Source organism: Kitasatospora sp. NPDC048194 (genome assembly GCF_043202455.1).
GTDB lineage: Bacteria > Actinomycetota > Actinomycetes > Streptomycetales > Streptomycetaceae > Kitasatospora.
Genome location: NZ_JBIDAK010000039.1, coordinates 31,513 through 44,570, shown reverse-complemented (window position 1 = coordinate 44,570; position 13,058 = coordinate 31,513). Strand labels below are relative to the sequence as shown.

At 75.6% G+C, this 13,058-nt stretch carries 13 protein-coding genes and 1 pseudogene; 7 read left to right on the top strand and 7 right to left on the bottom strand.

Annotated features, from left to right (window positions below; all coding sequences use genetic code 11):
• Positions 1–198 precede the first annotated feature (198 nt).
• Positions 199–771: an HPP family protein gene (locus ACGF07_RS31410; RefSeq protein WP_392904269.1), complete on the top strand. Its 573-nt coding sequence runs from the start codon at positions 199–201 to the stop codon at positions 769–771.
• A gap of 233 nt (positions 772–1,004) precedes the next feature.
• Here ACGF07_RS31410 and ACGF07_RS31405 read toward each other — a convergent pair whose 3' ends face one another.
• Together ACGF07_RS31405 and ACGF07_RS31400 are read right to left on the bottom strand one after the other, a co-directional pair.
• Complete coding sequence (locus ACGF07_RS31405) at positions 1,005–1,733, bottom strand: maleylpyruvate isomerase family mycothiol-dependent enzyme (protein ID WP_392904266.1); 729 nt, start codon at positions 1,731–1,733, stop codon at positions 1,005–1,007.
• Between the two features lie 10 nt (positions 1,734–1,743).
• Positions 1,744–2,274: an SRPBCC family protein gene (locus ACGF07_RS31400; protein ID WP_392904263.1), complete on the bottom strand. Its 531-nt coding sequence runs from the start codon at positions 2,272–2,274 to the stop codon at positions 1,744–1,746.
• Positions 2,275–2,557: 283 nt separating this feature from the next.
• Between ACGF07_RS31400 and ACGF07_RS31395 the strand changes: the two genes are divergently transcribed.
• Positions 2,558–3,478, top strand: coding sequence for a LysR family transcriptional regulator (locus ACGF07_RS31395; RefSeq protein WP_392904260.1), 921 nt, complete (start codon positions 2,558–2,560; stop codon positions 3,476–3,478).
• A gap of 68 nt (positions 3,479–3,546) precedes the next feature.
• On the opposite strand, the pseudogene ACGF07_RS31390 reads toward ACGF07_RS31395, so the two are convergent.
• From ACGF07_RS31390 to ACGF07_RS31380, 3 genes and pseudogenes are all read right to left on the bottom strand, one after another.
• Positions 3,547–4,000: pseudogene (locus tag ACGF07_RS31390) on the bottom strand (mannose-1-phosphate guanyltransferase); the annotation flags it as partial.
• A 3-nt stretch (positions 4,001–4,003) separates the two neighbouring features.
• Positions 4,004–4,774, bottom strand: coding sequence for a GNAT family N-acetyltransferase (locus tag ACGF07_RS31385; protein ID WP_392904258.1), 771 nt, complete (start codon positions 4,772–4,774; stop codon positions 4,004–4,006).
• A gap of 133 nt (positions 4,775–4,907) precedes the next feature.
• On the bottom strand, positions 4,908–5,894 hold the full coding sequence (locus ACGF07_RS31380) for a helix-turn-helix transcriptional regulator (protein WP_392904256.1): 987 nt from the start codon (positions 5,892–5,894) through the stop codon (positions 4,908–4,910).
• A gap of 99 nt (positions 5,895–5,993) precedes the next feature.
• Between ACGF07_RS31380 and ACGF07_RS31375 the strand changes: the two genes are divergently transcribed.
• Entirely contained in the window at positions 5,994–6,569 is a 576-nt protein-coding gene (locus ACGF07_RS31375) for a DinB family protein (RefSeq protein WP_392904254.1), read from the top strand.
• A 51-nt stretch (positions 6,570–6,620) separates the two neighbouring features.
• Here the strand turns inward: ACGF07_RS31375 and ACGF07_RS31370 are convergent, their stop codons facing one another.
• Positions 6,621–6,836, bottom strand: coding sequence for a heavy-metal-associated domain-containing protein (locus ACGF07_RS31370; protein ID WP_392904252.1), 216 nt, complete (start codon positions 6,834–6,836; stop codon positions 6,621–6,623).
• 441 nt (positions 6,837–7,277) lie between these two features.
• Between ACGF07_RS31370 and ACGF07_RS31365 the strand changes: the two genes are divergently transcribed.
• Entirely contained in the window at positions 7,278–7,970 is a 693-nt protein-coding gene (locus ACGF07_RS31365) for a DUF3152 domain-containing protein (protein WP_392904249.1), read from the top strand.
• A gap of 179 nt (positions 7,971–8,149) precedes the next feature.
• On the opposite strand, the gene ACGF07_RS31360 is transcribed toward ACGF07_RS31365, so the two are convergent.
• A complete protein-coding gene (locus tag ACGF07_RS31360; protein WP_392904247.1) occupies positions 8,150–8,422 on the bottom strand; it encodes an HPr family phosphocarrier protein in 273 nt (90 codons plus the stop codon).
• 349 nt (positions 8,423–8,771) lie between these two features.
• Here ACGF07_RS31360 and ACGF07_RS31355 point away from each other — a divergent pair, with 349 nt between their 5' ends.
• The 3 genes from ACGF07_RS31355 (at position 8,772) to ACGF07_RS31345 (ending at position 12,790) form a co-directional block, all read left to right on the top strand.
• A complete protein-coding gene (locus tag ACGF07_RS31355) occupies positions 8,772–9,542 on the top strand; it encodes a DeoR/GlpR family DNA-binding transcription regulator (protein ID WP_392904245.1) in 771 nt (256 codons plus the stop codon).
• Positions 9,539–10,498, top strand: a complete 960-nt coding sequence (pfkB, locus tag ACGF07_RS31350; protein ID WP_392904242.1) for a 1-phosphofructokinase — start codon at positions 9,539–9,541, stop codon at positions 10,496–10,498. The genes ACGF07_RS31355 and pfkB overlap by 4 nt, the downstream gene beginning before the upstream one ends.
• A gap of 96 nt (positions 10,499–10,594) precedes the next feature.
• The gene (locus ACGF07_RS31345; RefSeq protein ID WP_392904240.1) at positions 10,595–12,790 is read left to right on the top strand and encodes a fructose-specific PTS transporter subunit EIIC; all 2,196 of its coding nucleotides are present in this window, start codon (positions 10,595–10,597) and stop codon (positions 12,788–12,790) included.
• The last annotated feature ends 268 nt before the right edge of the window (positions 12,791–13,058 follow it).

Here is a 13,058-nt window from a genome sequence, read left to right as displayed (position 1 = left end):
TCGTCGGAGCGGAGTCGGGTGCCCGGCCCGGTGCGGGCGGGCCCCGGCCCGGTGCGGGCGGGCTACGGACGGTGGTTCGCGCCCGGGCTCGGCGATCCGTCCAGCAGGCGGAACGCCCTGCCCTTCCTTCAACAGTCTGTTTAGGATCTACGGGCCCCCAACCCCAGTCCGGAGCCCACCCGCACCATGCCCGCCCCCGTGTCCTCTCCGCCCGTGCCCAGCCCGGCACTGCCCAGCCCGGCGCCGACCGCCCCGACGCCGCCTGCCGCAGCGCCGTCTGCCACGGCACACCGCCCGCCCGGGCCGCCCCGGCCGCACCCCCTGCACGCGCTGAAGGCCACCGCCTTCGCCGTCGGCGCCCTTCTCGTCCTCGCCGGCATCGGCGTGCTGCTCCACCAGCCCCTCCTGATCCCGCCGTTGGCGGCGAGCGCGGCGCTGGTCCACGGCGCGCCCGGACTGTCGATCTCGCAGCCGCGCAACCTGGTGGGCGGTCACCTGCTGTCGGCCGTGACCGGCTTCGCCACCCTGGCCGTCACCGGCAGCACCACCTGGGCCGCGGCCATCGCCGCCGGGCTCGCGCTGGGCGCGATGATGCTCACCCGCCTCTCGCACTCCCCGGCCGTGGCGACCGCCGTCATCGTGGTCCTCCAGGCCCCGCGGCCGGTGCCGTTCGTTCCGCTGCTCGGGCTGGCCGCCGTGCTCCTGGTGGTGGTCGGCCTGCTGCCCGGCCGGATCGGCGGACATCCGGTCCGCTACCCGCTCTCCTGGTAGCGGTAATCGGCCGGGCCGCCCCGGCCGGCCACCGGTCCGCCGCAGGTTCGCGCACGGCGGGCGGGATTCACCCCGGCGGGAGCCACCGGCCGGGGCCACGGCGCCGACTCCCCCGCAACGCCCACGGCATCGGGACGACCTCCACCAGCGCCGCACGCCTGGGCGCCGGCACAGCACGGCGGCGTGCCGGGCAGCCGCAGACCGGCCGGCAGAGCGCGGCGGCTGTCCGGCGGTCACCCCCAGCCGGGCACCGGCGGCAGCGGCCACGGCGGCAGCCCCGGCAGCGGAGCGTCCGAGTGCAGGGCCGCCGCCGACCCGCGGCCCGCGAACCAGGTGAGCAGCGCGTGCCCCGGGCCGCGCACCACCGCTCCCGGGCCGCCCAGCGCCCAGCTGCGGCCGAGGTCCTCGGCCTCGACCCGGGCCACCGAAACCTCCCGCTCGGCCAGCGCCGCCGTGCTCTCCTCCAACGCCCGCAGGACGAACGCCCGCGGCCACCTGTGCGGGCCTGGCGGGAGCTGGAGGTCCACGTGGTGCACCTCCAGCTCCCGCCAGGCCCGCCACAGGACGTACCAGGCGGGGTGCCGCCACCCCGCCAGCGCGGTGACCAGCACCGTCCGGCGACCGGCGGGCAGTGCCGCCGCGTCCGCCAGCAGCCCGTCCAGGCCGCTCCGCAGGTCCGCGACCAGTGCGTCGGCGCCCCGGCCCGCGCCTTCGCGCAACCGCCGTGCCAACTCGGCGGAGTCGGGGCGCGGCCCGGGCGGGGTGCCGGTACGGGCCACCGCGAGCATCCACCGGTACGCGCCGGCGCTGGCGGCGAGATGGGTGAGGACGTGGCCCCGGGTCCAGCCGGGCAGCAGCGACGGTTCCCGGGCCTGCCGGTCGGTCAGCCGTACGGCGCTCGCGTCCAGCCGCTCCGCCGAGGCCCGGACCGCCTCCAGCAGGCTCGCGTAGTCCGCCTCCACGGCCGCGGGCCTAACGCTTCGCCTCGGCCAGGGACTTGATGCCCGCCAGGGTCGCCGCCATCCCGCTGCGCAGTTCCTCCAGCCGGAACTCGACGATCCGCTCCTCGGCCTCCGGCCGGGACTCGATGAACCGGGTGATCCCGCTGCGGCCGGGGCCGAGGACCGTCGACTGGCGCACCCGGGTGCCGCCGTCCTCGGGGATCAGGTCGAAGCGCCAGCGGGCGAGCGCGCCGGCCACCTCCGTGACCGGCTCGCCGTAGTGGCCGTCGACGTCCAGGACGGCCCAGGCGAAGGCGCGGCACTCCGCCAGTTCGACCACCTCGGAGACCGTCCGCCAGTCGGGCATGTCCGCCCGCCGGTTGTGCCCCTCGAAGCGCGCGCCCACGGCGGGGCCGTCCGCGCCGTCCAGCCACGCGACCCGCTGCAGCTCCGGGCTGAGCCGGGCGGGCAGGGCGATGTCGGTCACCAGCTCCCAGACCCGCTCGACCGGCGCCTCGACGAACACCTCGCTCTGCGTACCCGGACCGTCGGCGTACCGCATTCCGCTCCCCCTCCGTACCTGACGTTCTGTCGCCCTGTCACCGGCGCCACTCGCTTACAGGAACCACCGGCATCACCGCTACCGCTGGTGCCACCGATCCCGCTCGTGGGCCCGCGTGCGGGTCGGCACCCGCCGTGCCCCCGCCCCGGCGTCCGGAACGCCGCGAAGGCAGCGGGCGGGTTGCCGCCCTTCTCGTGGGCCCTGCCACCGATGATCGATCCTGCCGAACACCCAAGTCAATCCGCCGGTTTGCTGGGGCACACCCAAGCATTACCTTGGGCCGGTGACCCTTGACGACCTCCGCGTCTTCGCCGCCGTCTGCCGGGCCGGTTCGCTCAGCGCCGTCGCCCGCGACCTGGCCTGCAGCCAGTCCGCCGTCAGCCAGCACGTGAAGCGGCTGGAGCGCGAACTCGGGTTGCCCCTGATCGAGCGGCACCCGCGCGGCGTCGTGCCCACCGCGGCCGGGCGCCACCTGCAGACGGCGGTGGCCAGCGGGCTCGGCGGGATCGACCACGCCCTGCGCACCATCGCCGAACTCGCCCGCGGTGAGGGCGGGTCGGTGCGGATCACCACCGGCGCGACCAGCATCCGGCACTTCATGTCCGGGGCCGTGGTGGACTTCCGGCAGCGGTTCCCGCGGGTCAGCCTGGAGTTCCAGACCGTGGTCTCCAGCCGCAGCTGTCTGGAGGCGCTCACCGCCGGGCACGTCGACCTGGCCTGGATCACCCTCGGCGCCCCGGTCCGGGGCATCGACCAGCGGCCCGTGGTGGATCTGCCCTGGGTCCTCGCCGTCGCCTCCGACGACCCCCTCGCCACCCGGGACCGCATCGAACCCGCCGACCTCCAGGACGCCCGGCTCATCGGGCTCCCCCAGAACTCGGTGTCCCGGTCCCAACTCGACGACTGGCTGGGCAAGTCGGGCATCCGTCCGGCCTTCGACACCAGCGTCACGGACTGGGACACCGCGATCCTGCTGGCCGAACTCGGCCTGGGTCAGGCCGTGGTGCCCGCGCTCCCCGAATGGCAGGGGCCCGGCCACCCCGGCCGCCGGCTGCTGCCGCTGCCCGACCTGCCCGGCCTCACCGTCGGCTGGGCGCTGCGCGACTGGGACACCCTGTACCCGCCGGCCCGCGCCTTCGCCGACACCGTCGCGGCTCACTGCGGACGGAGGGCGACGGCCGCCGGCCCGTCGGGCACTCACTGACCCGGCCACTCCCTGACCCGGCCACTCCCTGACCCGGCCGGCCTGTGGCCCCGTCGCCCGCGGCCCCTCGCCCACGGCGTCGCGATGTCCCGGCGCCGGATGCGCGTGCGGGATCCGGACATCGACTGGCTCAGCGTCTGCTGAGTCGTCCGGGCCACCGGACCCACCAGCCGGACGAAGGCCGCCGCGCCCGTCCCCACCGAACACCGTGCCCTCGGCGGGGGCCGCCTCGGCCAGGTCGTCCGGCGTCGTCGTGGTCCAGATGACCTGGGGCCCGTGGTACGCCGCGACCTGCTCGGCGATCCGGGTCGTGGTCACCGGCAGCGCCACCTGCCCGCTGCGCCGCTCGGCCGCGACCAGGTCCAGCAGCACCAGCAGCGCACGGTCGTCGTCGATCACCCGACCCAGCTCGTCGACGAACGCGACGCGCTCACCGACCGGGTCGAAGCGGACGCCGAACGCGCCCCGCGAGGAGGTCACCAGCTCACCGAGCCTGGCCAGCCCGGCCCGCGCCGCCGGCGCCGCTCAGCGCGAGTGGAAGGAGTGGCTGCGGCCGATCTCGGTAAAGCCCCGCCGCCCGTACCACGTCCGGGGCCAGTCGGCGGCGTCCGCCAGGAGGAACAGCTGGGGGATCCCGGCGGCGGCCGCGAGCGCCAGACCGGTGGCGAGCACGGCGTCACCGTGGCCCGCGCCGCGGTGCCGGGCATCGGTGACCAGGTCCTCCACCTGGGCCAGCCCGGCTGCCCGGTCGAGGTAGAGGTCGGCCCACGCCGCGATGCCGCCCTCCGGCGTCCGGGCGGCCAGGAACCGCACCTGTTCGGCGCCGCGCAACCGGGCGGCCCGGCGGTCGGTCAGTTGGCGGCTCAGCTCCGCGCCTTCGAACCACTCGGACTGCTGGCGCAGCACCGCCGCCCTCAGCTCGGCCAACTCGATTGGCAGCGCAGCCGGTTCAGGCAGCTCGCAGCCCGCGGTGTCGCGGACCAGGGTGACGACGGTGGCCCACTCGTAGCCGGCCTCGACCAGCACCGGGGCGGCCCGCTCGCCCAACGCGTCGTCCAGCACGGTGATCGCGTACTGCGGGCGCGGCCCGAGCCACCGCGCCGCCAGCTCGGGGAGCCCGGCCGGATCCGTACCCTGGCCCGTCACCACCAGGTGGTTGTGCTCGTGGGAGAGCGCGAACTCCTCGTCCCGGACCGCGAACACCCCGGGGAATTCGGGACGTTCGACGACCTCGGCAGCTTGTCGACGGGCGAAGGCGGTGCGGAAGGCGGTCACCCGCTCGAGCAGATCGGACATCCCGCCATGATCGCCCCGCCCGCCCTGCCGGGCCAAGCGGTTATCAGCCCGTCTGCGGACGGACGGCGAAGCACCCGGCACGAGAAGTCGGTGGCGCCGACTTCTCGTGTGCTGCCGGTGTTCTGCTCGTGCTCTACACCTCCTCCGGCTCGTCCCTCCCGCCGCCCGCCGCCCGTCCGAAACGGGCCGCCCACTCCGCGACCAGCGCCCGCAGCTCGGGCGGCCCGACGACCCGGAACTCCGCCCCCAGTGATCCCAGGGCCATCGCGGGCCAGTCCAGCGAGTCCGCCGTCATCACGAGCCGGCACCGCTCGGGGCCCGCCGCCTCGACCTCGCCCCACCGGCCCACCCGGGCGCGAACGTACTCGGCCGGGGCCTCCACCACGGCCTCGACCCGGTGCGGCCGGGGCATGCCGTTGCGGCCCGCGCGGACGAACTCGGCCGCGTCGGCCGCGGGCAGCGCACGCTGGGCGAAGCGGGCGCCGCTGCCGTGCGGGGCGGTGAGGCGGTCCAGGCGGAAACTGCGCCAGGCGGCGCGGTCCAGGTCGTAGGCGACCAGGTACCAGCGGCGGTCGAGGCAGACCAGCCGGTGCGGCTCCACGTGGCGTTCCGTACGGGGCCCGGAGGCGGCGGTGTACGAGAAGCGGAGCCGTTCGCCGTCACGGCAGGCCAGGGCGACCACCGTGAGGGCGTCCGGGTCGACGCCGGAGCCGGCCGAACGGCCCCAGTCGACCGGGACGGTCACCGCGCGCAGCGCCTCGACCCGGCGGCGCAGCCGGGCGGGCATGACCTGGACGACCTTGGCCAGCACCCGCACCGAGGCCTCGCCCACGCCCTCGACCGGGCTCTCCGCCGCCGCCTGGAGGCCGACCGCGAGCGCGACCGCCTCCTCGTCGTCGATGACCAGCGGGGGCAGTGCCGCGCCCGCCGCCAGCTGGTAGCCGCCGTCGACCCCGCGCTGCGCCTCGACGGGGTAACCGAGTTCGCGCAGCCGGTCGATGTCGCGGCGCAGGGTGCGGACGGAGACGCCGAGCCGGTCGGCCAGTTCCTCGCCGGGCCAGTAGCGGTGGGTCTGGAGCAGGGAGAGGAGTCGCAGGGTCCGGGTGCTGGTGTTCGCCATGTCTCGATTGTCGGCGCATTCAGGACAGGAAGTGGCCGCAATGCTCCGTAACGTTGTTCCTGTCCGAGGGAGCAGGAACCGAAACGGAAGGCCAGAGCCATGACCACGACCACCCCCGCCGCCCCCACCGCCGCCACCGCCGCCACCGCCGCCACCGCGCCCGCCGTGACCGGTGAGCGCGCCGACTTCCTGGTGGCACTGGGGCAGCAGCGGCACTTCCTGCGCTTCACCACCCGTGACCTCACCGACGAGCAGGCCGGTCGGCGCACCACCGCGAGCGAGCTGTGCCTGGGTGGCCTGGTCAAGCACGTGACGTCCGTCGAGCGCACCTGGGCGGCCTTCATCGTCGAGGGCCCGTCCGCGATGCCCGACTTCACCGCCATGACGGAGGCCGACTTCGCCCGCCGCGCCGACGAGTTCCGGATGCTGCCCGGGGAGACGCTGGCCGGAGTGCTCGCCGACTACGACGAGGTGGCGCGCCGCACCGACGAGTTGGTGGCCACCCTGCCCGACCTGGGCGCCGCCCACCCGCTGCCCTCGGCTCCCTGGTTCGAGGCCGGGGCCTCGTGGTCGGCCCGCCGGGTGCTGATGCACATCATCGCCGAGACCGCCCAGCACGCGGGCCACGCCGACATCATCCGGGAGTCCCTGGACGGCGCGAAGAGCATGGGCTGACCAGCGGCGGGGGCCGTCACCGGTGCGCGGCGGCGGCCCCACCGCACGGGGTCAGATCTGTCCGACGAGCGTGAAGCCGGCCCCGTCCACCGCGCTGCGCACCGCCGATTCGTCCAGCGGCAGGGCGGAGGCGACGGTGACCCGGCCGCTCCCGGCGTCCGCGACGACGTCGGTGACACCGTCGATGGCGGCCAGGCCGGCGCTCACCGTCTTCTCGCAGTGGCCGCAGCTCATGCCGGAGACGGTGAGGACGGTGGTGATGGACATGGGGGGTGCCTCCGCTGTGCGTCTGGTGCGTGTGGTGGGTGGGCGCCGTGCGCCCGGGGTCCGAGCCCTCTGCACGCGGCCGCCGGGTGGGCGACGGCGTGGAGAGGGCGGTCGGGCCGGCCGAACCGGTCGGCCCGCACCACAACAGCGGAATCCGCCGCCGATCCCCAGGGACACGCCGCACGGGTGGCACCTTCGGGTGGTTCCGGGAACCGCCCGGCCCGCGCGCCCGACGCCGCCGCCGGGCCCATCGCCCGGACCCCCACCCGGGCCGCTGACCCGAGCTCCCGACCCGAGCTCCTGACCCGCGCCGAAGCCCCGCCCGGGCCGCCGTGCGCACGCGCCACCGAACGTGTGACCGATCCGGACTGAACCGATGCCGCCGGTTCGGACGTCCCTCCTGATGCACCGCTTTTCCGTCCGGCTCAGGAGTACCCACCCATGGCCCCCACATCCCGCAGGCGCTGGAAGCCCTGGCACGGCGCGCTCGCCCTGGCGCTGGTCGCGGCGGTGACGGGCGGTGTGCTCTGGTGGCAGCCCTGGCACACCGGCCCCGCGCCGCTGGCCTTCACCACCGCGCCGGGCGGCTCCGCCCGCTTCGGCACCGGGGAGCACCTCTACCGGTACAAGGTGCGGGTGGAGGACGGGATCGACGAGACTCCCGCGCAGTTCGCCGCCGAGGTGGACGCGGTCCTCGGCGACACCCGGCGCGGCTGGGCCGCCGGGAACAGCGCCTCGTTCCAGCGGGTGGCCGCGGACCCGGTGGACTTCACGGTCTACCTGGCCACCCCGCGCTCCACCGACCGGATCTGCGGCCAGTACGGCCTGGACACCGGAGGCACCGTCAACTGCGGGGTCACCCACCAGGTCGTGATCAACCTCAAGCGCTGGACCGAGCTGTCCGAGTTCTACCGGGGTCAGCCCGAGCTGTACCACGCGCTCGCCGTCAACCACGAGGTCGGCCACATCCTCGGGAACGGCCACGTGGACTGCCCGGGCCCAGGAGCCCCGGCGCCGGTGATGATGCAGCAGATCAAGGGGCTGCACGGGTGCGTCCCCAACGGCTGGCCCTACTCGGAGGCCGGAACGCTGCTCACCGGGCCGCCGCTCCAGGCCCCGACCAACGCGCCGTGAGTCCGGACGACCACCGAACCGCGCCGTGAGCCGCGACGACCGGCCCGGCGACCACCGAACCGCGACGTGAGCCGCGACGACACCCCGACGCCCACCGAACCGCGCGGTGAGCCGCGACGACCGGCCCACCGCGCCATGAGGCCCAGCGACCGGCCCGCCGCGCCGTAGGCCCGGCGGCGTCAGGCCGCCGCGTCGTGGTCGGCGGCCAGCACCTCGGCGAGTGCCGTGAGCGCCGCCGGGGCCTGCTCGCCCTCCGCCGCCAGCTCCAGCACCTCGCCCTGGCTCGCCGCCAGCGCGAGGACGGAGAGCAGGCTGCGGGCGTCCACGGCGGGCTGCCCGGGACGCCCGACGGTGACCTTGACGGTCTGCCGGGCGGCGGCCTGGACGAACTGCGAGGCCGGACGGGCGTGCAGGCCGCTGCGGGAGCCGACGGCCACCTGGATCGAGTGCATGGGCGTTGTCCAATCGCGAGGGTGGGTGAGGGGCGGCGGCGCCGGGGTGGGAACCCGGCGGCCGGTCCGTGACGGACGGCTACGGACAGGGTCGGACGCTGCGCTCGGGGGCAGGTGCGCGGCCCGGGGATTCGGCCTGTCGGGTGGTGTCCGTGTCCCACGCCGGTGGGGGCGTGGTGTCGGGATTGGTTCTACGCCCGGTTCTCTGCCCATGTCAACACATCCGGGCACCGGAAACCACAGAAACAAAAACGCCGCTCCAGTCGCCCAATGGCTTGCTTTTCCACCCGGACGGCGTACTCTCTCGCTTAACCAGGCGTAAACAGACATGGAACGGACCTGATCCCACATGTACGCACCCGAGCGGCAGCAGGAGATCCTCCGCCTCGCCCAGAAGCGCGGCCGGGTCGACGTGCCGACGCTGGCCGAGGACTTCGGCGTCACGCAGGAGACCATCCGGCGCGACCTGACCACCCTCGTCCAGGCCGGCCTGCTGCACCGGGTGCACGGGGGTGCGCTCCCGGCCGGTGCCCTGCACCTGGAGCCCGGCCTGGCCGAGCGGGACTCCACCGCCGCCGCCGAGAAGGAGCGGATCGCCAAGGCCGCGCTCGCCCTGCTGCCCACCGAGGGCACCGTGCTGCTGGACGCGGGGACGACCGTCTCCCGGCTCGCCGCGCAGCTGCCCGTCGAGTCCGCCCTGACCGTCGTCACCAACGCCCTGCCCGTCGCCGCCCGGCTGGTCGACCACCCCTCGCTCACCCTCCACCTGATCGGCGGACGGCTGCGCCACCGCACCCACGCCGCCGTGGACTCCTGGGCGCTGCGCGACCTCGCCGACATCAACCCGGACGTCGCCGTCGTCGCCACCAACGGGTTCTCCGCCGAGGACGGACTGACCACCCCCGACCTCGCCGAGGCGGCCGTCAAGCGGGCGATGCTGACCGGCGCCCGCCGGGTGGTCCTGCTCGCCGACTCCGCCAAGTACGGCGCCCGCCACTTCGCCCGGTTCGGCTCGCTCAGCCAGGTGGACGTGCTGGTCACGGACACCGGACTGACCGACGAGCAGGCCGCCCAGATCGAGAACCTCGGACCCGAAGGACCGGAAGTCATCCGCGCATGATCGTCACCATCACCCCGAACCCCAGCCTGGACCGCACGTACGAGCTGCCGGCCCTCGCGGTCGGCGAGGTCAACCGGGCCGCGCACGACCGGCTGGACCCGGGCGGCAAGGGCGTCAACGTCTCCCGGGCGCTCACCGCCGCCGGTCACCGCACCACCGCCGTCCTGCCGCTCGGCGGCCCGGCCGGCCGGTTGCTCGCCGAACTGCTCCGCCGCCAGGGCATCGGGGTGGCCGCCCTCCCGATCGCCGGCGACACCCGGATCAACGTCTCGATCGCCGAGGCCGGCGGCAGCCTGACCAAGGTCAATGCGGCCGGCCCCGAGCTCAGCCCCGCCGAGTCGGCCGCCCTGCTGGCGCAGGTCGCCGAGACGCAGCGGGAGGCGAAGGGTGCCGGGGACGGCGTCGGCTGGCTGGCCTGCTGCGGCAGCCTGCCGCGCGGGCTGGCCCCCGAGTGGTACGCCGAGCTGGTCGGCCGGGTGCACGCGGACGGCGCCCGGATCGCCCTGGACACCTCCGGACCGGCGCTGCTCGCGGCGCTCTCCGCCCGCCCGGACGTGGTCAAGCCCAACCGCGAGGAACTCGCCGAGGCCGTCGGCCGGCCGATCGCCACCGTCGGCGACGCCTTCGACGCGGCGGGCGAGCTGCGCAAGCTCGGCGCCCAGCAGGTGCTGGCCAGCCTCGGCGCCGACGGCATGCTGCTGATCGCCGAGGAGGGCAGCTGGTACGGGACGGCGCCGGTCGCCGCCGTGCGCAGCGACGTGGGAGCCGGGGACGCCTCGCTGGCCGGCTTCCTCGGTGCGGGCGGCAGCGGGCCGCAGGCGCTCGCGGCGGCCCTGGCGCACGGCGCCGCCGCCGTCCGGCTGCCGGGCAGCGTGATGCCGACCCCTGCCGACCTGGACCCGACCGCGGTCACCGTGACGGCGGACCTCCCGCTGGAGCGGACGCTCGGCGGCTGAACGCGACGACTTCCGACCGGGCCGTGTGGGACGGACCGGCCGGACACCACCCCGGGGGCAACGGACAACTCTCCGGCACCAGTTGAAGGACCCACGATGAGCGACTTGACGAGCGACACGACGGGCGACACCGGCGGGCTGATCACACCCGCACTCGTCGACCTCTTCCTCGCCCCCGAGGACAAGGACGAAGCCCTGCGCGCACTCGCGCAGCGGCTGGTCGCCGAGGGCCGGGTCACCGACCTCGACGGCTTCCTCGCCGACATCGCCGCCCGCGAGGCCCAGGCCCCCACCGGCATGGGCGACGGCATCGGCATCCCGCACTGCAGATCGACGCACGTCACCCGGCCCAGCCTGGCCTTCGGGCGCAGCGCCCGCGGCCTGGACTTCGCCGCCCCGGACGGCCGGCCGGCCGACCTGGTCTTCATGATCGCGGCTCCGGACGGAGCCGACGACGCCCACCTGCGGATCCTCGCCTCGCTGGCCCGCCGGCTGATGGACCCGGCGTTCACCGGCGCGCTGCGGGCGGCCGAGAGCCCGCTGGCCGTGGCGGCACTGGTCAACGGCGGGGACGCCGCGCCGGCCGCCGGGTCCGCCGCCGTGGCCGAGGGATCGGCCGTCCCCGAGACCTCGGCCGTCCCCGAGCCCTCGGCCGCGCCCGGCTCGGCAGCCCCGCCCGGCGCCGAGCAGCCGGAGGCCGGGGCCCTCCGTCTGGTGGCCGTGACCTCCTGCCCCACCGGCATCGCGCACACGTACATGGCCGCCAAGGCCCTGGAGCTGGCCGCCGCCCGGGCCGGCGCCGTGATCGCGGTGGAGACCCAGGGCTCGGCCGGCACCACGGCGCTCGCTCCGGAGGTGATCGCGGCCGCCGACGCGGTGATCCTCGCCCACGACCTGGAGGTCCGCGACCGCGCCCGGTTCGCGGGCAAGCCGACCGTGGACGTGGGGGTGAAGGCGGGCGTCAACCGCCCGGACGAGCTCGTCGCCGAGGCCGCCCGCCTGGTCGCGGAGGCCGGCTCCGGTGCGCGCCCGGCGGGGGCCGCTCCCACCGGCACCGCGGCCGCCGCCCCCGCCCGTACCGGTGGATCGGGCGAGCACTGGGCGCACCGCCTGCGCCGCTACCTGATGACCGGCGTGAGCTACATGATCCCCTTCGTCGCGGCGGGCGGTCTGCTGATCGCCCTCGGGTTCGCCGTCGGCGGCTATCAGATCGCCTCCGCCCCGTCCGTGCTCGGCCACTTCGACTGGACCTCGTCGCACAGTTGGGCGGCCCTGCTGTTCCAGACCGGCAAGGCCTCCTTCGGCTTCCTGGTGCCGATCCTCTCCGGCTACATCGCCTGGGCGATCGCCGACCGGGCGGCGCTGGCGGCGGGCATCGTCGGCGGGGCGGTCTCCGCGGCGGTCGGCGCCGGCTTCCTCGGCGGCATCGTCTCCGGCCTGGCCGCCGGGTTCCTGGTGCTCTGGATGGTGCGCTGGAAGGTGCCGCGGGCGATCGCCGGGATCATGCCGGTGGTGGTGATCCCGCTGCTGTCGGTGGCGGCGGTCGGGTTCCTGATGTTCGTCCTGGTGGGCTCCCCGATCGCCTCGGCGATGACCGGCCTCACGAACTGGCTGAACGGGCTCTCGGGCAGCAACGCCGTCCTGCTCGGCCTGCTGCTCGGCGCGATGATGGCCTTCGACCTCGGCGGCCCGCTCAACAAGGTCGCGTACACCTTCGCCGCCGGCGCCCTGACCACGGCCGGGGCCACCCCGGACGCGGGCAGCCTGAAGGTGATGGCCGCCGTGATGGCCGCGGGCATGACGCCGCCGCTCGGCCTGGCGCTCGCCACGGTGGTCCGCCGCCGGCTGTTCAGCGCGGAGGAGCGCGAGAACGGCAAGGCCGCCTGGGTGCTCGGCGCGTCCTTCATCACCGAGGGCGCGATCCCGTTCGCCGCCGCCGATCCGCTGCGGGTCATCCCGGCGAGCATCGCGGGCAGCATGACGGCGGGCGGCCTGGTGATGGCCTTCGGCTCCACCCTGCGCGCCCCGCACGGCGGGATCTGGGTGCTGCCGCTGATCGGCAGCCCGTTCCTCTACCTGCTGGCGATCGCCGCGGGGACACTGGTCACCACCGCCGTGGTCGTCCTCCTCAAGGACCTGCGGAGGAGGCGGAGCGAGGGCCCGAGCGAGGTCCTGAGCGCGAGCCCCGCCGCGGAGCAGGCCGACGCCCGGGGCGCGGCACAGCCCGAGGGACCGCGGGGCACCGCCCCGGCGGGAACCGCGGCCCGGCGGCCGGCGCCGCTGAAGGGCTGAACGGGGGCCTCGCCCCGGGCAGGGCCTCGCCCGGAGCGGGGGCCTCGCCCCGGGCAGGGCCTCACCCAGAGCGGGGAGCGGGACCCGGGCGGGGACCAGGACCCCGGTCGGGACCAGGGCCCCGGCGGGGAGCAGCACCCCGAGCGAGGAGCACCGCCCCCGGCACGGATAATCACTGGTCGGACCGGGTGTGACCGCGATGTCGGCGCCCGGTCCGAACCATGATCGTCGAGTGTGGGTGTGTGGAGGAGAGCCGTGGACGACGGGG